The sequence below is a fragment of the Nocardiopsis sp. TSRI0078 genome, assembly GCF_001905145.1.
Classification (GTDB): domain Bacteria; phylum Actinomycetota; class Actinomycetes; order Streptosporangiales; family Streptosporangiaceae; genus Nocardiopsis.
On sequence record NZ_LWLB01000004.1, the window covers coordinates 189672 to 210855 of the forward strand.

The following is a 21184-nucleotide window of genomic DNA, read 5'->3' on the forward strand; positions in this document are numbered from 1 at the left end:
CCACATGAAGTCAAGAGAGTCGGAGCTGTCCATCGGCGAGCTGGCCGAACCGTTCGGGCTGGCCCCCCACGTCCTGCGGCACTGGGAGGCGGTGGGCGTGCTGGAGCCCGCCCGTCGCTCCGGAGGCCGGCGCCGCTACACGCCGGACCACCGGCTCCAGGTGGCTCTGGTGCTGCGCGCGCAGGAGGCCGGGTTCAGCCTGGCGCAGATCCGCGAGGTGGTCGGCGCACCGGACGGCGCGTCGCGACGCGCCCTCCTGGCCGAGCACCTGGCCAGGCTGGACGAGCGCCTGGAGCGGCTGCGCACCGCCCGCGAGCTGGTGGCGCACGTCGTGGACTGCGAGGCCGGGGACTTCCTGAAGTGCCCGACCATGAAGGCGATGCTGGAGGAGACGGCGCTGTCGGAGTGCGCTGCTATGCATGGACGCGCACGCCCTCCGAGCCTCCGGGAGTCGCCTTGACCTTCCACGAGCCCCTGTCCGAGTTCGCCGGACTGCCCGTCGCCGACTACATGGAGGCCCGCCTCCTGGAACGGTCGGGGCAGGACGCGGGCCCCGGTCGCCGGTCCCCCGAACTGGACGGCCTCGCCGACCCCGGTTCGGTGGCCTGGAGGCTGACCCGGTACGGCTGCGGCTACGACGAGGGCGACCAGTGGTCGGCCCTGGACTACCTCACCGGTTTCACCGGGTTCGTGTCCGACCCGGCCGCGGTCACCGCCGTCGTGGTCGGCAGCCTGGTGAACGCCTTCGCGGTGGAGTCCTCCGACGAGGTCCGCGACGCCTTCGTGGAGATCGTCCCCCGCCTGCCCGGCCTGCGCGCCCTCTTCTACACGGACCTGTCCTTCGAGGAGTGCGAGGCGTCGTGGATCAGGCACTCGGACCTCTCCTCGCTGGTGGCCGCCTACCCCGGACTGACCGGGTTCGCGGTACGCGGCACCGGCTACCTGAGCCTGGATGCGCTGGAGCACCCCGGGCTGCGCCGCCTCACCCTCCAGGGCGGAGGGCTGCCCGGGAGGCTCGCGCGCCAGGTCGCCTCGGCCCGGCTGCCGGAGCTGGAGCGTCTGGAGCTGTGGCTGGGGGTGGAGGACTACGGCGGGGACGCCGCGCCGCAGGACCTCGCGCCGGTACTGCGCGGCGAGGCGTTCCCCCGGCTGCGCTCGCTGGGCCTGCGCAACGCCGAGCACACCGGCGCGTGGGTGCGGACGCTCGCCGAGGCCCCGGTCACCGCACGGCTGCACACGCTGGACCTGTCCCTGGGCACCCTGCGGGACGAGGACGTCGCGCCCCTGCTCGAAGCGCCGGCGTTCCGCGGCCTCCGGCGCCTGGACCTGCACCACCACTACCTGTCCGAGGAGGCCGCGGACGAGGTCCGCCGTGTGCTCACCGAAGCCGGGGTGGAGGTCGACCTGTCCGACCCGCAGGAGCCGGACACCTACGACGACGAGGTCCACTACTACACGGCGGTCTCCGAGTAGCCCCTCCAGCGCCGGACATGTCGCTTCGGGCTGCTGGACATGTGTCCGCCCGTCCCCCCAGGTAGGAACCCCTGATGCCGAACACCCACCACGTCACCGAGTTCGCGGGCCTGCCCGTGGTCGAGTTCTCCTCGTGGGAGGCCATCCGCGGCGACTTCGAGCGCGCCATGCACAGTGCGCGCAACCAGAGGAGGCGCCGAGAGGAGTACCCGTCGTCGTACCGGCGGCTCTTCGACGCCATCGCCGCCCCCGGTTCAGTGGCCTGGCGGCTGAAGATGGAACCGCCGCCCTTCCACCTCGGCCCGCGCCACGGCCAGAAGAAGCCGTTCGAGACCCTCACGGAGTACCTGGAGCGGTTCACCGACCTGGTGGACCGGAAGAGGGTCCACGCCCTCATCGTCGGCAACATCCCGGACGACGACTACCAGATGCGGGCCGAAGAGGCCGCGAGCGCGTTGGTCGGGTTCGCCCCGAAGCTGACCGGGCTGCGGTCGCTGTTCTTCGGCGAGATCCTCCGGGAGGAGAACGAGATCTCCTGGATCAACCTGTGCGACCTGGCACCCCTGGTGAGCGCGCTTCCCCGGTTGGAGGAACTCGTCGTGCGCGGCGGCACCGGCGACCTGGGCCTGCGCGTCCCCGAGCACCGGTCGCTGCGCAGCCTCACCGTCCAGAGCGGAGCGCTGCGCCCCGACGTCGTCCGCGACGTGTGCGCCTCCGGCCTGCCCGCGCTGGAGCACCTGGAGCTGTGGCTGGGGGCGGAGGACTACGGCGGGGACACCACGCCGCAGGACCTCGCGCCCCTCCTGTCCGGGAGGGCCTTCCCCGAGCTGCGGTCCCTGGGGCTGCGCAACGCGGAGTACGCCGGCACGTGGGTGCGGGCACTCGCCGAGTCCCCCGTCCTCCCCGGCCTGGACACCCTGGACCTGTCCCTGGGCATCCTGTGCGACAAGGACGCCAAGCCCCTCCTGGAGGCACCGGCCTTCCGGGGGCTGCGACGCCTGGACCTGCACCACCACTTCCTGTCCGAGGACATGCGCGAACGCGTCCGCGAAGCGCTGCCCGGCGTGGAGGTCGACCTCTCCGACCCGCAGGAGCCGGACGTCTACGGCGACAGGGTCTACTACTACACGGCGGTCTCCGAGTGACCCGGCAGCGTCCGCTGGTCGTGGTGGGGGTCCCCGGCAACCGGCGCCTGGAGCTGTTCGGCGAGGCGGTCAGGGCCGCCGGCCTGCCCGGACCCGCGGTCGTGCCGTGGCGCGACCTGGCCGCCGGGCCGGTCGCGCTGCCCGAGGGCGCCCTGGTCCGGGTCGACTCCCCCGGCGGCGACGTGGAGACCGAGCGCCTGCTGCGCGGCTGGAACCGCGGCCCCGACCTCTACCGGGCCGAGGGCACCGCCGACCAGCACGCCGGGTTCCGCTCGTCGCTGGGCCGGCTCGCGGAGGCGGTGGCCGCCACCCCCGGCGCGCACCTGCTCCAGGAACCCGCCGACCTGGTGGACATGTGCGACAAGAGGCGCTGCCACGTCCGCCTGGCGGCGGCCGGGGTCCCGGTGGCGCCCGCCCTGCCCGGGCCGGTCACGGACTACGCGTCGCTGCGCGCCGCGATGGACGCGCACCGCTGGCCCAGGGTGTTCGTCAAGCCCGCGCACGGATCCTCGGCCTCGGGGGTGGTGGCGCTGGCCACCGCGTCCGGCGGACGTGTCCGGGCGGTGACCTCCGCCGACCTGGTCCGGGGCGCCGACGGGTCCGTGGAGCTGTACAACAGCCTGCGGCTGCGCACCTACACCCGGGAGGCGGAGGTCGCGGAGGTGGTGGACGCGCTCGCCCCCGACGGCCTGCACGTGGAGCGGTGGGTGCCCAAGGCGGGGTTCGGCGGCAAGACCGTGGACCTGCGCGTGGTGGTGGTCGCGGGCCGGGCCACGCACGTCGTGGTGCGCTCCTCGTCCTCGCCCATGACCAACCTGCACCTGGGCAACGCCCGGGGCGACCTGGCGGCCCTGCGGGAGTCGGTCGGCCCGCACCCCTGGGCGGAGGCGCTGGCCACCGCCGAGGCCGCCGCCGCGTGCTTTCCCCGCACCCTGCACGCCGGGGTGGACCTGCTGGCCCTGCCGGGGTGGCGTGAGTTCGCCGTGTGCGAGGTCAACGCCTTCGGCGACCTGATCCCCGGAGTGCTGCACGAGGGCCGCGACACCTACGCCGAGCAACTGCACGCCCTGGCCACCGGCCGCTTCCCCGTCCCCGAACCCGCGAGAGCATGAACAGCACCGAACCCGACATGAACGCCGTGGTGGGCACGCACGACATCCTGCTGCTCACCCTGGACACCCTGCGGTACGACGTGGCCGCCGAACTGGCCGGAGCGGGCCGCACCCCCAACCTCGCCCGGCTGCTGCCGGGAGGGCGGTGGGAGCGCAGGCACGCCCCCGCGAGCTTCACCTACGCCTCCCACCTGGCGATGCTGGCCGGGTTCCTGCCCACGCCCGCCTCACCCGGACCGCACCCGCGCCTGTTCGCCGCCGCGTTCCCCGGCAGCGCGTCCACCGCGCCGGGCACCTGGACCTTCGACACCCCCGACCTGGCCTCGGGGCTGGCCCGGGCCGGCTACCACACGGCGTGCGTCGGGGGCACGGGCTTCTTCAACCGGCGTTCGGCGGTGGGCTCGGTCATCCCCGACATGTTCGCCGAGAGCCACTGGGAGGAGTCGTTCGGCGTGACCGACCCGCGCTCCTTCGAGAACCAGGTGGCGTGCGCGGCCCGGATCGCGAAAGCGCGCCCCGCCGACCAGCCCTTGTTCCTGCTGCTCAACGTGTCGGCGCTGCACCAGCCCAACTGGTTCCACCTGCCCGGGGCCACCGGCGAGGACGGCGACACCCGCGAGAGCCACGCCGCCGCCCTGGAGTACGTGGACCGGCACCTGCCCCCGCTGCTGGCGGCGATGTCGGCCCGCCGCCCCTGCTTCGCGATCGTGTGCTCCGACCACGGGACCGCCTACGGGGAGGACGGCCACACCGGCCACCGCATCGGCCACGAGACCGTCTGGACGGTCCCCTACGCCCACGCGTTCCTGCCCCGGGGACGCACAGCACCCGCCGACGCCCAGGAGGCGACCGCGTGACCGCAGCCCTCACCCCGCGCGCCGAACCGGTGCGTGCCGACTCCCCGTACCAGTCCTACGTCTACGCCTACCCGCACAAGAGCGCCTACCGGCCCTTCGAGGAGCGCCCCCCGCTCGCCGACCTGTGGCGCGGCGAGGCCGTCGACGCGCTGTCGCTGTACGCGCACATCCCCTTCTGCGAGATGCGCTGCGGGTTCTGCAACCTGTTCACCCGCTCCACTCCCCCGGCCGAGCAGGTCACCGCCTACCTGGACGCCCTGGAGCGGCAGGCGGAGGCGGTGTCCGGGGTCCTGCCGGAGGGCGCGCGGTTCGCGCGGGCCGCCCTGGGCGGGGGCACCCCCACGTACCTGACCGCCGAGGAGCTCACCCGGATCTACGACCTCACCGAGCGCGCGTTCGGGGTGGACCTGTCGCGGATCCCGGTGTCGGTGGAGACCTCCCCGGCCACGGCCACCCCCGACCGGCTGGCGGTGCTCGACGCGCGCGGCGCCACCAGGATCAGCATGGGCGTGCAGAGCTTCGTCGACTCCGAGGCCCACGCGGCCGGGCGCCCGCAGCGGCGCGCCGAGGTGGACCGGGCGCTGGCCGCGATCCGCGAGCACGCCTCCGCCGGCCTCAACGTCGACCTCATCTACGGCATCGAGCGGCAGGACGCCCGCACCTGGGCGTACTCGCTGGACACCGCGCTGGAGTGGGCGCCGGAGGAGGTGTACCTGTACCCGCTGTACGTGCGTCCGCTCACCGGGTTGGGCCGCCGCGCCCGCGCGTGGGACGACCACCGGCTCAGCCTGTACCGGCGGGGCCGCGACCACCTGCTCGAACGCGGCTACACGCAGGTGTCCATGCGCATGTTCCGGCGTGCGGACGCCCCGGTCGCGGAGGAGCCCGACCACTGCTGCCAGACCGACGGCATGGTCGGACTGGGCTGCGGCGCACGGTCGTACACGGCCGGCGCGCACTACTCGTTCGACTACGCCGTGGGCGTGGGCGGGGTGCGGTCGATCATCGCCGACTACGTGGACCGCGACCGTGACGACTTCACCCGCGCGGAGGTGGGTTTTCGCATGGACCAGGACGAGCGGCGGCGCCGCCACCTGCTGCAGTCGCTGCTGCGGGCGGAGGGGGTCGACGCCACCGCCTACACCGACCGGTTCGGCCGCCACCCCCGCCAGGACTTCCCCGGGGTCCTCGCGGCCCTCGACGAGCGCGGATGGCTGGAGCCGAGGGCCGAGCCGCACCTGGTCCGGCTGACCCCGGAGGGGCTCGCGCACTCCGACGCGATCGGGCCGATGTTCTTCTCCGCCGGGGTGAGGGCGCTGATGGCCGACTACGAGGCCCGGTGGGCACGGTGACACCGGCTCCCCCCGCCCTCGGCGCGACGCTCCCGCCGCACCTGACCCTGCTCTACCGGGGTCCGCTGGCCAGCTGCGACTACGACTGCCCGTACTGCCCCTTCGCCAAGCGGCGCGACGGCCCCGGGACACTGCGCACCGACCGGGCCGCGCTGGAGCGGTTCACCGACTGGGTGGCCGGGCGGGAGGACGCGGACCCGGGCACGCGGTTCTCGGTGCTGTTCACCCCGTGGGGCGAGGGGCTGGTGCGGTCCTGGTACCGGACGGCGATCACCCGGCTCAGCCACCTGCCGCACGTGGACCGCGTGGCCATCCAGACCAACCTGAGCGGACGCGTGGGCTGGCTGGCCGGCTGCGACCTGTCCACCGCCGCGCTGTGGACCACCTACCACCCCGGGCAGGTCTCCCACGAGCGCTTCCTCGCCAAGGCGCGCGAGCTGGCCGGGATGGGAGTGCGGTTCAGCGTCGGCGTGGTCGGCGAACCCGAGCACCTGGAGGCGGCCCGCCGGATGCGCGCCGACCTGCCCGGGGAGGTGTACCTGTGGGTGAACGCCGCCGAGGGGCGGACCTACACCGACGCGGAGGCCGCCGAGTGGCAGGCCCTGGACCCGCACTTCCACTACAGCCGCCGCCCCCACCCCAGCCGGGGACTGCCCTGCCGTACCGGTGACAGTGTGCTGTCCGTGGACGGGGACGGGAACGTGCGCCGCTGCCACTTCGTGGACACGCCGCTGGGCAACCTCTACGACGGTTCGTTCGCCGCCCGGCTCGGGCCGCGCGCGTGTCCGCTGACCAGCTGCGACTGCCACATCGGCTACGTCCACCTGGAATCGCTGGACCTGTACGAGGTGTTCCGGGGCGGGGTGGTGGAACGGGTCCCCGCGGGCCCGGGGACCGCCCTCCCGCTCGTGTGGGGGCGGGCGAAAAGCACTTCAGAACGTCGCAGGCAACCGACATAATACGCACCATGGTCTTTCCCCGGGTTATCGCCACCGATCTCGACGGCACCCTCCTTGGAAGGGAGGGTCTGGTCTCCGAACGCAACCGGCGGGCCCTGGCCGCCGCCGCGGAGGCGGGCGTCAGGGTGGTCGTCTCCACCGCGCGCCCGCCCCGCACCACCCGGCACATCGTCGAGCAGTTCACCTGTGCCGCCGTGCTCTGCGGAAACGGCGCCCTCGCCCACGTGCCCGACTCCGACCCCCTGGTGCGCGCGATCGACCTGGAGACCGCCAGTGCGGTGGTCGAGAAGCTGCGCGGCGCGCTGGAGGGGATCGGCTTCGGCGTCGAGACCGGCACCGACTTCTTCCACGACGCCGGTTACCACCTGGAGCCGTGGGTGCCCCGCGACTGGGTGCGCGAGGTGCTGGAGACCCCCGACGCCCTGCTCTCGCGAGCCGTGCCGGTCGCCAAGCTGCTCGTGCGCTCCCGCGACATCCCGGTGCACGTACTGCACGAGGCCGCGGTGGAGACGGTCGGGCCACTGGCGGAGATCACCTACTCGGGCCGCCACAGCCTGCTGGAGCTGAGCGCCCTGGGGGTGAGCAAGGGCAGCACGCTCGCGATGGTCTGCGAGCAGTGGGGGGTCTCCGCCGAGGAGGTGGTGGCCTTCGGCGACATGCCCAACGACCTGTCCGCCCTGTCCTGGGCCGGTGCCGGGTACGCCATGGCCGACGGGCACCCGGACCTGCTCGACCCGGCGCTGGGGCTGCGCAGGGCCCCCGCCAGCCACGAGGACGGTGTGGCCAGGGTGGTCGAGCGACTGCTCGCCGACGGCTGAAAACGGCTGGCCCCGCGCCGGTGCGGGTCCTAGTGTCCGTGTCGTACACGCACCGGACCACAGGAGGAGAGCGCCGTGCCGCACCCCACCCAGATCGTCTCGGCCCTGGCCGACCCCGCCCGTCTGGCGCTCTACGCCCGCGTGGTCGGCGCGGGCCCCGGCGGCGTGCCCGCCGAGGAGGTGCGCGGGGGCGGGGCCAGGGAGCGCAAACGCCTGGCCCGGCTGGCGGACGCCGGCCTGGTACGCGAGGACGGCGACCGCGTGGTGGCCGAGCCGGAGGTGTTCGCCGCCGCCCTGGAGGAGCAGCGCCCCGTCGACCGCGACCCGGTGGACTCCCTGTTCCACGACGGCCGGCTGACCTCCCTGCCCGTCAGGCGCGAGCTGCGGCACAGGGTCTTCGGGCGCGTCACCGAGCGGTTCTTCGCCCCCGGCGCGAAGTACACCGAGAAGCAGGTCAACGCCGCCCTCCTGAGCTGCTGCGACGACCCGTCGTCGATGCGCCGCCACCTCGTGGACGGGGGATACCTGGTCCGCAACGACGAGGGCAGCGTGTACCAGCGGGCCGCGGGTTCCTGACCCGGACGCCCCCGCGGGGGTCAGGAGCCCTGGAGGTCGTCCACCTGCTCGTGGTAGGTGCGCCGGGTGCGCTCGGTGTGCTCGCTCATCAGCCTCAGCGCCTCGTCCGCGTTCCCCTCCTCGATGACGTCGACGAGCTGGTCGTGCTCGTCCCACGAGGCGGAGCCGCGGATGCGGGCGACCGGGGCGTAGTACCAGCGGACCCGTCGGTCGACCTGCGCGGCCAGCTCGGCGAGCACCCGGTTGCCCGAGGCCTCGGTGACGGTGCGGTGGAAGTCGGCGTTGGCCTGGACGACCGCGTCGGTGTCGGCCCGCTCGGTCGCCGAGCGCCCGGCGGAGATCAGCTCGCGCAGGAACCCGATCTGCTCGGCCGAGGCGTTCTCGGCCGCCAGCCGGGCCGACTCGGTCTCCAGCAGGGCGCGGACGGCCAGGAGCTGGTCGGCCTCGCTCTCGGTGGGCGTGTGCACGAACGCGCCGTAGCCGGGCCGCAGGTCCACCCACCCCTCGTTGCTGAGCCGCTGCATCGCCTCCCGGACGGGTTGGCGCGAGACGCCCAGGTTCCGGGCCAGCTCGGTCTCGACCAGGTGCTGGCCGGGCGAGAGGGCCCGTGTGGTGATCAGGTCGAGAATGGCTTCGTACACGGCTTCGCGTAGCGGTACCGGACGCTGGATACGCCCTGCGACGGTACTCAACCCCTGCGAGGACATAGGAAGTCTCCAGAATCCAGGTGGTCGGTCTTTGTAGACAGTGTACAAAGCACAGCGGGCGCGTGGGGCGTCACGGCAGCACCACCAGTTCGACGCGGCCGGAGGCACGGCCCGGCGGGAGCACCGCGAGGGCGTCCGCCGTGGCGGCGGCCCGCAGGTCGGCGGGGCCGGATCCGCGCAGCTCCACGGCCAGGCCCCGGCTGACGCGCACCGGCACCAGGCGGGTGTCGAGCGCGTGCGGCGGGACGGTGCCGACGAACCGGGCGCGCCCTCCGGTGTGTGCGGGATCACGTCGGGCCGCGCGTCCGCTGAGCACCGGGACGAGCAGGGTCAGGGCCGCGGCCAGGGCGGCGCCGGGGTTGCCCGGCAGCCCCACGACCACGGCGCCCGAGGGCAGCACCGCCAGCGTCTGCGGGTGCCCGGGCCGGCAGGACACGCCGTCGACGACGGTCGTCGCGCCGAGCCCGGCCAGCACCGTGCGCAGGTGGTCGGCGGGCCCGGCGGAGGAGGAGCCGCAGACGGCGACGACGTCGGTCCCCCCGGCCGCGTCCAGCTCCCGCGCGAGGTCCCGCCCCCGGTCGGCGACCGGGACCGGAGGAGCACAGCGTCCGCCCGCCCATGCCACCAGTCCGGGCAGGACGGGGCCGATCGCGTCGCGCACCGCGCCCGGGCGCGGTGCCCCCTCCCGCACGACCTCGTCCCCCGTGACCAGGACGCGCACCAGGGGCCGGAGCACGGGCAGGGTGTCCAGGCCCAGACTCGCGGCCAGCCCCAGGAGGGCGGGCGTGACGGGGACCCCCCGGCGGGCGACCAGTGATCCGGCGGCGGTGGTCTCGCCCCGGCGCCGGATGTGCCTGCCGGGTTCGGCGCCGCCGTACACGGTTCCGGAGGACACCGTCGCCCGCTCATGGGGGAGGACGGCGGTGGCGCCGTCCGGCACGACGGCGCCCGTGGCGATCTCCACCGCCTCCCCGCGGCCCAGGCGGGCGACGGGGCCCCGATGCCCGGCGAACGACCGGCCGAGGACGGTCCAGGGGCCCTCCCCCGACACCGCGTACCCGTCCATCGCCGCACTGTCCAGCGCGGGGACGTCGACCGCCGAGACGAGGTCGGCGCCGAGGGTGGAACCGAGTGCGTCGGCGAGCGACTCCTCGGCCATGGGCGATCCCCCCTCGGCGCCGGTCGCCCGCGCCAGCCTTCGTGCCTGGTTCCAGGGAACGGAAGCGCGCGGACGGGATCTCACGTGAAGAAGCGGAGAAGTTTCCGAAGCACCCAGGTCGGACATTCCTTCTCTCCCTGCCGTGGTGTGAAGGAGCGGCTTTGCCAGCATACTGTATACAGTATGGAAAATGAAGGGAGTTCCCATGCGAATCGCCGTCCTGGGCGCGGGAGCGATCGGCGCCTACGCGGGCGCCGCTCTGCACCGCGGTGGCGCCGACGTCCACCTCATCGCCCGTAACGAGAACCTGCGGGCCATGCGCGAGCACGGGGTCCGGGTGCTGAGCCCGCGCGGCGACTTCACCGCGCACCCCCATGTCACGGACGACCCCGCCGAGATAGGACCCGTAGACACCGTCATCCTCGGCCTCAAGGCCCAGCAGTACGCCGGATGCGGCCCGCTGCTGCGCCCCCTCCTCGGGCCCGCCACCTCCGTCGTGGCCGCCCAGAACGGGATCCCGTGGTGGTACTTCCACGGGGTCGACGGCCCGTTCGCGGGCAGGCGGATCGAGAGCGTGGACCCGGCGGGCGCGGTGAGCCGGACGATCCCGGTCGAGCGCGCCATAGGGTGCGTCGTCTACGCGGCCACCGAGATCGCCGCGCCGGGGGTGATCCGGCACATCGAGGGGACCCGCTTCTCCATCGGCGAACCGGACGGGTCCGACTCCGAGCGCTGCCGCGCCCTGTCCGCGGCGATGGAGGCGGGCGGGCTCAAGTGCCCGGTCGAGCAGGACCTGCGCGAGGACATCTGGGTGAAGCTGATGGGCAACATCGTCTTCAACCCGCTGAGCGCGCTGACCCGCTCGACCATGGTGCAGATCTGCCGCCACCCCGCGACCAGGGAGATGGCCCGCACCATGATGAACGAGACCCTGCAGGTAGCGGCCGAGCTGGGCGTGCGGCCGGCCGTCTCCGTCGAGCGGAGGCTGGCGGGCGCCGAGAAGGCGGGCGACCACCGCACCTCCACCCTGCACGACCTGGAGCGCGGGCGCCCCATGGAACTGGACGTCATCCTGTCCGCCGTGGTGGAGCTGGCCGACCTGACCGGGGTCCCGGCACCGACGCTCCGCGCGGTCGACGCCACGGCCGGACTGCTGAACCAGAGGGTGTCCGAGCCCTCCGCCCCCGCCCCCTCCCTGGCCGCGCGCTCTTGACCGCCGCCCCCTTAACGCAAATACTGTATACAGTATCCCTAACCATGCTATTCGTGGGGACGCCCTCGGCTCCTCCACGAAGAAGGCCACGACCACCAAGCGAGGCCACATGCGATCCGACGACCGCTCCGCCCCTCTCGACCGCCTCACCCAGCCGCTCGTGCGCGAGCGCGGCGCACTGCGCCCGGCCACCTGGGAGGAGGCCCTCGACCGCGCCGCCGCCGGGTTCCGGCACGGCGTGGAGCGCCACGGGCCGAACTCCTTCGGCATGCTCTCTTGTGCCCGGGCCACCAACGAGATGAACTTCATGGCGCAGAAGTTCGCCCGCGTCGTGGTCGGCACCAACAACGTCGACTCGTGCAACCGCACCTGCCACGCCCCCAGCGTCGCCGGGCTGGCCGCCGCCTTCGGATCCGGGGGAGGCACCTCCTCCTACGCGGAGATCGAGGACACCGACCTCATCATCATCTGGGGCGGCAACCCGCGCTTCGCGCACCCGATCTTCTTCCAGCACGTGCTCAAGGGCGTCCGCCGGGGAGCCCGGCTCTTCGTCGTGGACCCCCGCCGCACGCCGACCGCCGAATGGGCCGACCGCTGGCTCGGGCTCGACGTGGGCACCGACATCCCGCTGGCGCACGCCATCGGCCGGGAGATCCTGCACGCCGGCCTGGCCAACGAGACCTTCATCGAGCGCGCCACCACCGGCCTGGATGAGTACCGCGAACTGGTCGAGCCGTGGACGCTCGCGGCGGCCGAGGCCGTGACGGGCGTACCCGCGGAGGCCATCCGCGAACTGGCGCACGCCTACGCCCGCGCCGAGCGCGCCCAGCTCTGCTGGACCCTCGGCATCACCGAGCACCACAACGCGACCGACAACGTGCGCTCGCTGATCAACCTGTCCCTGCTGACCGGCCACGTGGGACGGCACGGCTCCGGGCTCAACCCGCTGCGCGGGCAGAACAACGTGCAGGGCGGCGGCGACATGGGCGCCATCCCGGACCGGCTGGTCGGGTTCCAGGACATCCTGGACCCGAAGGTGCGCGCCCCGTTCGAGCAGGCGTGGGGGCGGCCGATCCAGGGCACCAAGGGCAAGACCCTCACCCAGATGTTCGAGGCGATGGAGTCCAAGGAGCTCAGAACGCTCTACGTGATCGGGGAGAACCCGGTCCAGTCCGAGCCCGAGACGCACAAGACCACCAGTCGGCTGCGCTCCCTGGACCACCTCGTGGTGCAGGACATCTTCCTGACCCGCACCGCCGAACTCGCCGACGTCGTGCTCCCGGCCAGCGCCTCCTGGTGCGAGTCGGACGGCACCTTCACCAACAGCGAGCGGCGGGTCCAACTGGTCCGCAAGGCCCTGGACCCGCCGGAGGGCGCCCGGGACGACATCGAGATCATGTGCGAGCTGGCGACCCGCCTGGGGCAGGAGTGGGAGCGCCCCTCGGCCGAGGAGATCTGGGACGAGGTGCGATCGCTGTCCCCGATGCACCGGGGGATGAGCTACGCGCGCCTGGCCGAGCTGAGCGGCATCCAGTGGCCGTGCTACTCGGAGGACGGACTGGAGCCGAGCTACCTGCACGCACGGCTGTGGTCCGAGGACCCGGAGGAGCGCGGCGAACCCGCCCCCTTCGGCATCGTCGGCCACTCGCCGCCGGTGGACCTGCTGGACGAGGACTTCCCGTTCCGCCTGACTACCGGGCGCCGGCTGGACGACTACAACACCGGTGTGCAGACCGGCGGCTTCTCCTCTCCCCTGCGCCGGGGCGAGCTGCTGGACCTGTCCCCCGAGGACGCCGCCAAGCTCGGCGTGGAGGACGGGGAGACCGTGCGCGTGACCTCGCGGCGGGGCTCGGTCCTGGTCCCCGTCTCGGTCACCGAGGCCATGCGGCCGGGGCTGGTGTTCATGACCTTCCACTTCCCCGACCAGGTGGACACCCAGCTGCTGACCATCGACGCCACCGACCCGATCGCCGGGACGGCCGAGTACAAGGCGGCCGCGGTCCGGATCGAACGGGTGGAGGAGGGTGCGCGGGTGAGCGCCGCCGCGAGCTGACCCCGCCGCGCCCCCGGCAAGGGGGCGCGGCGCCCGAAGGCGCGCCGAGCACGCGAAGAAGCGCGTGGGCCGTCTCCCCAGCCCCCTGCGGAGACGGCCCGCCGCGGGTGCCCGGGCGCACCTTACGCGTGCGCTCCGAGCACGTCCCGGAGGAGGCGGCGCCCCCGCCGGAACCGCGCCGGACCACGGGGTTGTCAATCCGACTCCCCCATCATACTGTTCTCTGTATACAGAATCCTGTGATCTGGCTTACACGTGATATGAGGTGACACGGGCGTGGACCTGCGATTCCTGGACGAGGCTCCCACCACCGCCGAGCGCGAAGCTGTCGACTCGGTTCTGGGACCGCCCGAGTCCGGATGGGACGGCGGCACCCGTCAGGACACCGACCTGCGCTACGCCAGGGGCGGCCACTCCGCCCGTGACCGGCGCGACCTGCTCCTACCGGCCCTGCACGCCGTCAACGACCGCGTGGGCTGGATCAGCCGCGGCGCGCTCGACCACATCTGCCGCAGGCTGACCATCCCGCCGGCGGAGGCCTACGCCGTCGCCTCCTTCTACGCGATGTTCGCCACGCACGAGCGGCCCCGCCGGGTCGTGCACCTGTGCACGGACATCGCCTGCGCGGCCGCGGGCTCCTCCGGGCTGCGCGACCGCCTGGCCGAGCGGCTGGGGCCGCCCGGCTCCACCGAGGGCGGGACCACCTGGCACGAGAGCCCCTGCCTGGGCATGTGCGAGCGCGCGCCCGCCGCGCTCGCGCTCCAGGCCGGGGCCCCGGCCCGGTACGCCGTCGCCGCGCCCGCCGGGCCCGGGGAACTGGACGCCCTCGCCGAGAGCGCGCCCGCGGCCGAACCGGTGGCCCCCGGCGAGGGGAACGGGCACCGCCCGGCGGTCCGCACCACCTACGGCGCCGACCCGCTTCCGGGCGCCGCCCCCGAGCCGGACGCCGCCTCCGCCGTTCCCGACGCGGGCTCCCCCGGCCACGTCCTGCTGCGCCGGATCGGCCGCGTCGACCCGCTCAGCCTGGACGACTACCGCGCGGAGGGCGGTTACGCCGCACTGCGCGAGGCCCTGCGCATCGGATCCGCCGGGGTCCTGCGGGAGGTGAACGACTCCGGCCTGGTCGGCCGCGGCGGCGCGGCCTTCCCCACCGGCCGCAAGTGGAGCGCCACCGCACAGCAGCCCGACACCCCGCACTACCTGGTGTGCAACGCAGACGAGAGCGAGCCCGGCACCTTCAAGGACCGGGTGCTGATGGAGGGCGACCCCTTCTCCCTCGTCGAGGCCATGACGATCGCCGGGTACGCGATCGGCGCCCGCACCGGCTACCTGTACATCCGGGGCGAGTACCCGAGGGCCCTGCGGCACCTGGAGAACGCCCTCGCCCTGGCCCGCGAGCGCGGGCTGCTCGGCACCGACATCATGGGCTCGGGCTTCGCCTTCGACATCGAGATCCGGCGCGGCGCGGGCGCCTACATCTGCGGCGAGGAGACCGCGATCTTCGGCTCCATCGAGGGCCAGCGGGGCGAACCCCGCTCCAAGCCGCCCTTCCCCGTGGAGAAGGGCCTGTTCGGCAAGCCGACCGCCGTGAACAACGTGGAGACGCTGGTCAACGTACTCCCGATCCTGCTGATGGGCGGCCCGGCGTACGCGTCCGTGGGCACCGAGGGGTCGACCGGCCCCAAGCTGTTCTGCCTCTCCGGCGGGGTGCGCCGCCCCGGCCTGTACGAGCTGCCCTTCGGGGCCACCCTGCGCGACCTGGTCGAGGCGGCGGGCGGGATGCCGGAGGGCCGCTCGATCCGTGCGGTCCTCCTCGGCGGGGCCGCCGGGACGTTCGTGCGCGGCGACGAACTGGACATCCCCCTCACCTTCGAGGGGGCCCGCGCGGCGGGGACCTCCCTGGGCTCGGGCGTGGTCCTCGTACTGGACGACACCGCGGACCTGGCCTCGACGCTGGTACGCGTCGCCGCCTTCTTCCGGGACGAGTCGTGCGGCCAGTGCGTCCCGTGCCGTGTGGGCACGGTCCGCCAGGAGGAGTCCCTGCTGCGTCTGCGCGCCGGCGCCTCCCCCGCCCAGGAGCTGCCGCTGCTGCGCGAGGTCGGCCAGGCCATGCGGGACGCCTCGATCTGCGGACTCGGCCAGACCGCATGGAACGCCGTGGAGTCGGCCGTCGACCGGCTCGGACTGTTCTCCGAAGACACCCACCAGACCGCCGCGCCGGGCAGCCGGCCGGCGACCGAGGAGGCCCGATGACCGTCCCCGTACTCCTGTCCCCGCCCAAGCGGCTGATCGACGCGACCATCGACGGAGAACAGGTACGCGTCCCGGAGGGCACCACCGTCCTGGAGGCCTGCTCCGAGGCCGGGACCGAGATCCCCACCCTGTGCTACGGCGACACGCTCACCCCCCGCAACGCCTGCCGCGTGTGCGTGGTGGAGGTGGAGGGCGCGCGCACGCTCGCCCCCGCCTGCTCGCGCAGACTGGAGCCCGGGATGAGCGTGGCCACCGACTCCGAGCGGGTCCGGCACAGCCGCAAGCTGGTCCTGGAGCTGCTGGGCTCCTCGGTGGACCTGTCCACCACGCCGAAGATCGCGGAGTGGATGGAGCGCTACGAGGCCAGGCCCGAGAGGTTCGGCCGGCGCGCCGAGCCCACCGCCCTGGGCGTGCGCGACGCCCGCCGGGCGGGCGAGCACGAGCCCGGCGACGGCTCCGTCGCGGAGACGGTCGAACAGCCCGCCAAGGTGGACAACGACCTCTACGTGCGCGACTACTCCAAGTGCATCATGTGCTACAAGTGCGTGGACGCCTGCGGCGACCAGTGGCAGAACACCTTCGCCATCGGGGTGGCGGGCCGCGGGTTCGACGCGCGCGTCTCCACCGAGCACGACGCGCCCCTGCCCGACTCGGCCTGCGTGTACTGCGGGAACTGCATCGAGGTCTGTCCGACGGGCGCCCTGTCGTTCACCACGGAGTTCGACATGCGCAACGCGGGTACCTGGGACGAGGAGAAGCAGACCGAGACGACCACGGTGTGCACCTACTGCGGGGTCGGCTGCAACCTCACCCTGCACGTGCAGGAGAACCAGATCGTCAAGGTCACGTCCCCGCACGACAACCCGGTGACCCATGGAAACCTGTGCATCAAGGGCCGGTTCGGCTTCCAGCACGTGCAGCGGCGCGGCGGGGACTGAATCCGTGGGTCCACCCCCCTCGACGCGGGGCGGGTGAAGGAGTAGACCAGACGCAGCGGAAGGCGGTGGACGGATGGGCAGGGTCACGACCCGGGAGAAGGTCCTCCGGATCAGGGAGGGCGTCGCGAGTGAGCGCGTGGACACCCTCGTGGTGGAGGAGCCGCTGGAGATCCGGCTGGACGGCACTCCACTGAGCATCACCATGCGCACGCCCGGAAGCGACTTCGACCTCGCCGCGGGGTTCCTGGTCAGTGAGGGGGTGGCGGCCCGGGGACGGGACGTCACCGCGATCCGCTACTGCGCCGGGGCCACCGAGGACGGATCGAACACCTACAACGTGCTCGACGTGTCGCTGGCCCCGGGCGTCCCCCGCCCGGACATCTCCCTGGAGCGCAACTTCTACACCTCCTCGTCCTGCGGCCTGTGCGGCAAGGCGAGCCTGGACGCCGTGCGCACCCAGGCCCGCTGGCCGGTGGCCGAGGACGGGCTGCGGATCGGTGTGGACACGCTGACGGCGCTGCCGGACCGGTTGCGCGAGGCACAGAGGGTGTTCGACCGCACCGGCGGCCTGCACGCCGCCGGACTGTTCACCCCCCAGGGCGACCTGCTCGCCCTGCGCGAGGACGTGGGCAGGCACAACGCGGTGGACAAACTGGTCGGCTGGGCGCTGCGCTCCGACCGCCTACCGCTGCGCGAGACGGTGCTGATGGTGTCGGGACGCGCCTCCTTCGAGCTGGTGCAGAAGGCGTGGATGGCGGGCATCCCCATGATGGCCGCCGTCTCCGCGCCCTCCTCCCTCGCCGTGGACCTGGCCGAGGAGGCGGGCATCACGCTCGTCGGCTTCCTGCGCGGCACCTCCATGAACGTCTACGCCGGAAGGCACCGTGTGCTCCTGGAGAAGGCGTTGAGCACGCCTTCGGCGGCCCCGGGAGTACCAAGCCCTCCGGGCCGGTAGGCGCGGGCCCGGTCGGCGCGTACCAGCCCCCCGCGCCGGCCAGGCCCGATACCGGGCCCTCCCCTTCGCCCTTCCGTGTGCTCGGCCCTCTCCGCCGGCCTTCGCTCCGGCCGCCGCCGCACGCGGTGGCCCCCGTCGGCGCACACCGCGCTCCCCCGTCGGCGCACGCGGTGGCCCCGTACCCGTGGTGGATCCCGGCGGGGGCCTCCCGCGTCCGTCCGCACCACGCCACGGGTACGGGGCCGTGGCCGGAACCGGAGCCGGTGCCCCGCACCGGCGACGGCTCCGGCCGGTCTGTCAGACGCGTCCCTCCGGGTGCAGTGTGTAGTGCGGGAAGTTGCCGGGCAGCCGCTCGGAGGCGGGTCCCCGGGTGACCGCGTGGACCAGGAGCTCACCGCCGACGAAGGCGCCCCGCCAGGAGTCGCCCCAGCCGCCGAACAGCTCGTCCCGGTCGCCGCGTGAGCGCGGCCGGTTGACGCCGACCTTGAAGGCCCGCACCCCGGCCGCCAGGCGGGCGGCCGTGTCGGTGTCGTCGCAGGAGATGGTGGCGACCAGCGCGCCGTTGCTGGCGTTCATGGCCGCCAGCAGCTCGGCCTCGGTGTCCACCAGCACGATCGAGTCGACCGGCCCGAAGGGCTCGGCGTGGAACAGCGGGGAGGAGCGGGGCGGCTCCAGCAGGGCCACGGGCGCCACGTAGGCGTCGGTGTTCTGCCCCGGGAGCAGCAGGGCGTCGGCGAGGGAGCCCCGGTGGAGCGGGACCGCGCCGCCCGCGACGGCCTCGGCGACCCGGTCGGTGAGCTCCTTGGCCTTGGCCGCGTTGATCACCGGCCCGAAGTCGAGTTCGGGCAGGTCGTCGCCGGGATCGGCGACGGCGAGCGGGTGGCCGAAGCGGACCGTGGACACGGCCGCCAGGTAGGCCTGGAGGAAGGCGTCGAAGCGGGAGCGCTGCACCACGAACCGGGGGTAGGCCGTGCAGCGCTGCTTGGCGTAGTCGAAGGTCTTGCGGATCTGTCCCGTGAGGGTGTCCCAGTCGTCGAACTCCCACACGCCCCAGCAGTTCAGTCCCTCCTGCTCCAGGATGTGCGGTCTGCCCAGGTCGGCGAGGTCGGCCGCGACCCGGCCCCCGGTGTCGCGCCCGCCGACGAAGGAGACGCAGCCGACCTCCGGGCCGCGGACCAGCGCCGGGGACAGGTCCCGCCCGCCTCCGCTGACCAGGGTGAACGGCAGCCCCTCCCGAACGGCCAGGGCCACCGCCAGGGTGAGGCACACGAGCCCGCCGTCGGTGGGCGTCTTGGCGATCACGCCGTTGCCCGCCAGGGCCTGCACGCACATCGCGTGGGCCAGCACGCTCATGGGGTAGTTCCAGCTGGCGATGTTGCTGACGGGACCGTCGAGGGCGATGCGTCCGTCCAGCATCCGGTCGGCCTCGTCCAGGTACCACTCCACCCCCGAGATCGCCCGGTCGACGTCCTGGCGGGCCAGCCGCCAGGGCTTGCCGATCTCCCAGACCAGGGCCAGGGCCAGGGTGTCGCGGTGCTCGCCCCAGGCCCGGACGGCCGCGCGGACCCGGTCCCGGCGCTCGTCGAGGGGGACTCCGCCCCACTCGCGGTGGTCGGCGGCGGCCCCGGCCACGGCGAGGGCCGCGGTGGCCCCGTCGAGCATGGGCGGGCCGGCGATCTCGGAGCCGTCCACGGGCGAGTAGGACGTGCGCGGCTCGCCGTCGGCGCGCCACTCGCCGCCCCAGTGGTTGTGGACCCGGTCGGCGGCGAAGGCCTCCGGGGCGGTCTCGCGGCAGCGGGCGTACAGGGCCGCCCATCCGGTGCCGGGCTTGAGCGTCATCTCCGTCATGGGGCCGTGGGCGCCATCGTCTGGGAGGGGGCGCCCGCCTCCTCTCCCTGGGTGGGTCCGGTCAGGATGGTGCGGATGAGCTGGGCGGTTTCGCTGGGGGTCTTGCCGACCTTGACGCCGACGGCCTCCAACGCCTCCTTCTTCGCCGCGGCCGTACCCGAGGAACCCGACACGATGGCACCCGCGTGCCCCATCGTCTTGCCCTCCGGAGCGGTGAAGCCCGCCACGTACCCCACCACCGGCTTGGACACGTGCTCCTTGATGAAGTCCGCCGCACGCTCCTCGGCGTCACCACCGATCTCACCGATCATCACGATCACATCGGTGTCCGGATCGGCCTCGAACGCGGCCAGCGCGTCGATGTGCGTGGTCCCGATGATCGGATCCCCACCGATGCCCACCGCCGAGGAGAAACCGATGTCACGCAGCTCGTACATCATCTGGTACGTCAGCGTGCCCGACTTGGACACCAGACCGATCCGGCCCGGCTTGGTGATGTCGGCCGGGATGATGCCCGCGTTCGACTGGCCCGGCGTGATCAGCCCCGGGCAGTTCGGGCCGATGATGCGGGTCCTGTTGCCCGTGGCCTGGGCGTGGGCCCAGAACGCGGCCGTGTCGTGCACCGGGATGCCCTCGGTGATGACCACGGCCAGGCCGATGCCGGCGTCGACGGCCTCCAAGACCGCGTCCTTGCAGAACCTGGGCGGCACGAAGATCACGGTCACGTCGGCGCCGGTGGCCCGCATGCCCTCGGCCACCGAGCCGTAGACGGGCACCTGGGTGCCGTCGAAGTCCACGCTCTGGCCCGCCTTGCGCGGGTTGACCCCGCCCACGATCTGCGTGCCCGAGGCGAGCATGCGCCGGGTGTGCTTGGTGCCCTCAGAGCCGGTCATGCCCTGGACGAGTACCTTGCTGTCCTTGTTCAGGAAGATAGCCATGTCTGTCTTCTCCGCTCCCGTCGGGATGTCCCACTCAGGTCAGTTCACGGACGCGAGTTCGGCCGCCTGCGCGGCGGCGCCGTCCATCGTGTCGACCTGTCGCACGGCCGGGTGGGCGCGCTCGGCGAGGATCCTCCGGCCCAGTTCGGCGTTGTTGCCGTCCAGGCGGACCACGATCGGCTTGTCCACGTCCCCCAGCAGTTCCAGGGCCTGGACGATGCCGTTGGCCACGGCGTCGCAGGCGGTGATGCCGCCGAAGACGTTGACGAACACGCTCCTGACCGCGGGGTCGCCCAGGATGATCTCCAGACCGCCTGCCATCACCTCGGCCGAGGCACCGCCGCCGATGTCCAGGAAGTTGGCGGGCTTGGCGCCGCCGTGGCTCTCACCGGCGTAGGCGACCACGTCCAGGGTGGACATGACCAGGCCCGCGCCGTTGCCGATGACGCCGACCTCGCCGTCGAGCTTGACGTAGTTCAGGCCCTTGGCCCTCGCACGCAGCTCGCGCTCGTCGGTGTTCGCACCGTCCGCGAAGGGGGCGCGCTCGTGGTGCCGGAAGGCCGCGTTGTCGTCCAGGGTGACCTTGCCGTCCAGGGCGACCACGCGGTCGTCCCGGGTGCGGACCAGCGGGTTGACCTCGACCAGGGTGGCGTCCTCGCCGACGGCGACCCGCCACAGGGCCGTGATGACCTTCGCCGCGCGGTCCTGGATCCCCTCCGGCAGGCGGGCGGCGCGGCAGATCCCCAGCGCCGCCTCGCGGCCCACGCCCTCGGGACCCACCGGGACGCGCACGACCGCGTCGGGGTCGGTGGCGGCGACCTCCTCGAT

Annotated in this window: 19 protein-coding genes; 14 read left to right on the top strand and 5 right to left on the bottom strand. The window is 73.4% G+C overall.

Translation table 11 applies throughout. The annotated features are described in order from the left end of the window. Positions 1 to 4: 4 nt before the first annotated feature. The 9 genes from A6A08_RS06535 to A6A08_RS06575 all read left to right on the top strand — a co-directional run bounded on the left by A6A08_RS06535 (position 5) and on the right by A6A08_RS06575 (position 8292). Positions 5 to 460: a MerR family transcriptional regulator gene (locus tag A6A08_RS06535; protein WP_073701622.1), complete on the top strand. Its 456-nt coding sequence runs from the start codon at positions 5 to 7 to the stop codon at positions 458 to 460. Next, on the top strand, positions 457 to 1473 hold the full coding sequence (locus A6A08_RS06540) for an STM4015 family protein (RefSeq protein WP_073701623.1): 1017 nt from the start codon (positions 457 to 459) through the stop codon (positions 1471 to 1473). Before A6A08_RS06535 ends, A6A08_RS06540 begins: the two co-directional genes overlap by 4 nt. Positions 1474 to 1547: 74 nt before the next feature. Then, a complete protein-coding gene (locus A6A08_RS06545) occupies positions 1548 to 2618 on the top strand; it encodes an STM4015 family protein (protein WP_073701624.1) in 1071 nt (356 codons plus the stop codon). Beyond that, positions 2615 to 3730 (top strand): STM4014 family protein, encoded by a 1116-nt coding sequence (locus A6A08_RS06550; protein WP_073701625.1) that lies wholly within the window; start codon positions 2615 to 2617, stop codon positions 3728 to 3730. Before A6A08_RS06545 ends, A6A08_RS06550 begins: the two co-directional genes overlap by 4 nt. Continuing rightward, on the top strand, positions 3727 to 4587 hold the full coding sequence (locus tag A6A08_RS06555; protein WP_083608901.1) for an STM4013/SEN3800 family hydrolase: 861 nt from the start codon (positions 3727 to 3729) through the stop codon (positions 4585 to 4587). Before A6A08_RS06550 ends, A6A08_RS06555 begins: the two co-directional genes overlap by 4 nt. Then, positions 4584 to 5939: an STM4012 family radical SAM protein gene (locus A6A08_RS06560; protein ID WP_073701626.1), complete on the top strand. Its 1356-nt coding sequence runs from the start codon at positions 4584 to 4586 to the stop codon at positions 5937 to 5939. The genes A6A08_RS06555 and A6A08_RS06560 overlap by 4 nt, the downstream gene beginning before the upstream one ends. After that, positions 5927 to 6898 carry an STM4011 family radical SAM protein gene (locus A6A08_RS06565; RefSeq protein WP_073701627.1) on the top strand — a complete coding sequence of 324 codons (972 nt, stop codon included), beginning with the start codon at positions 5927 to 5929 and terminating at the stop codon, positions 6896 to 6898. The genes A6A08_RS06560 and A6A08_RS06565 overlap by 13 nt, the downstream gene beginning before the upstream one ends. An 8-nt stretch (positions 6899 to 6906) precedes the next feature. Continuing rightward, positions 6907 to 7716: an HAD family hydrolase gene (locus A6A08_RS06570; protein ID WP_199866854.1), complete on the top strand. Its 810-nt coding sequence runs from the start codon at positions 6907 to 6909 to the stop codon at positions 7714 to 7716. A gap of 75 nt (positions 7717 to 7791) precedes the next feature. After that, the gene (locus A6A08_RS06575; protein WP_073701628.1) at positions 7792 to 8292 is read left to right on the top strand and encodes a DUF2087 domain-containing protein; all 501 of its coding nucleotides are present in this window, start codon (positions 7792 to 7794) and stop codon (positions 8290 to 8292) included. 20 nt (positions 8293 to 8312) lie between these two features. Here the strand turns inward: A6A08_RS06575 and A6A08_RS06580 are convergent, their stop codons facing one another. Continuing rightward, a complete protein-coding gene (locus A6A08_RS06580; protein ID WP_199866855.1) occupies positions 8313 to 8999 on the bottom strand; it encodes a GntR family transcriptional regulator in 687 nt (228 codons plus the stop codon). 70 nt (positions 9000 to 9069) lie between these two features. Further along, on the bottom strand, positions 9070 to 10158 hold the full coding sequence (locus A6A08_RS06585) for a molybdopterin-binding protein (protein ID WP_242422139.1): 1089 nt from the start codon (positions 10156 to 10158) through the stop codon (positions 9070 to 9072). Between the two features lie 205 nt (positions 10159 to 10363). On the opposite strand from A6A08_RS06585, the gene A6A08_RS06590 reads away from it, so the two are divergent. From A6A08_RS06590 to fdhD, 5 genes are all read left to right on the top strand, one after another. Then, a complete protein-coding gene (locus tag A6A08_RS06590) occupies positions 10364 to 11371 on the top strand; it encodes a 2-dehydropantoate 2-reductase (protein ID WP_073701630.1) in 1008 nt (335 codons plus the stop codon). A gap of 109 nt (positions 11372 to 11480) precedes the next feature. Continuing rightward, positions 11481 to 13424 (top strand): molybdopterin oxidoreductase family protein, encoded by a 1944-nt coding sequence (locus A6A08_RS06595; protein WP_073701631.1) that lies wholly within the window; start codon positions 11481 to 11483, stop codon positions 13422 to 13424. Positions 13425 to 13700: 276 nt separating this feature from the next. Next, entirely contained in the window at positions 13701 to 15677 is a 1977-nt protein-coding gene (locus A6A08_RS06600; protein WP_073701632.1) for an NAD(P)H-dependent oxidoreductase subunit E, read from the top strand. After that, a complete protein-coding gene (locus A6A08_RS06605; protein ID WP_073701633.1) occupies positions 15674 to 16615 on the top strand; it encodes a 2Fe-2S iron-sulfur cluster-binding protein in 942 nt (313 codons plus the stop codon). Before A6A08_RS06600 ends, A6A08_RS06605 begins: the two co-directional genes overlap by 4 nt. A 73-nt stretch (positions 16616 to 16688) precedes the next feature. Beyond that, positions 16689 to 17570, top strand: a complete 882-nt coding sequence (gene fdhD, locus A6A08_RS06610; RefSeq protein WP_073701634.1) for a formate dehydrogenase accessory sulfurtransferase FdhD — start codon at positions 16689 to 16691, stop codon at positions 17568 to 17570. 297 nt (positions 17571 to 17867) lie between these two features. On the opposite strand, the gene A6A08_RS06615 is transcribed toward fdhD, so the two are convergent. From A6A08_RS06615 to A6A08_RS06625, 3 genes are all read right to left on the bottom strand, one after another. Beyond that, positions 17868 to 19418: an aldehyde dehydrogenase family protein gene (locus tag A6A08_RS06615; protein WP_073701635.1), complete on the bottom strand. Its 1551-nt coding sequence runs from the start codon at positions 19416 to 19418 to the stop codon at positions 17868 to 17870. Then, positions 19415 to 20356, bottom strand: coding sequence for a succinate--CoA ligase subunit alpha (gene sucD, locus A6A08_RS06620; protein WP_073701636.1), 942 nt, complete (start codon positions 20354 to 20356; stop codon positions 19415 to 19417). The genes A6A08_RS06615 and sucD overlap by 4 nt, the downstream gene beginning before the upstream one ends. 39 nt (positions 20357 to 20395) lie before the next feature. Then, positions 20396 to 21184 (bottom strand): ATP-grasp domain-containing protein (locus tag A6A08_RS06625; protein ID WP_073701637.1); only part of this gene is annotated, 789 nt, incomplete at its 5' end.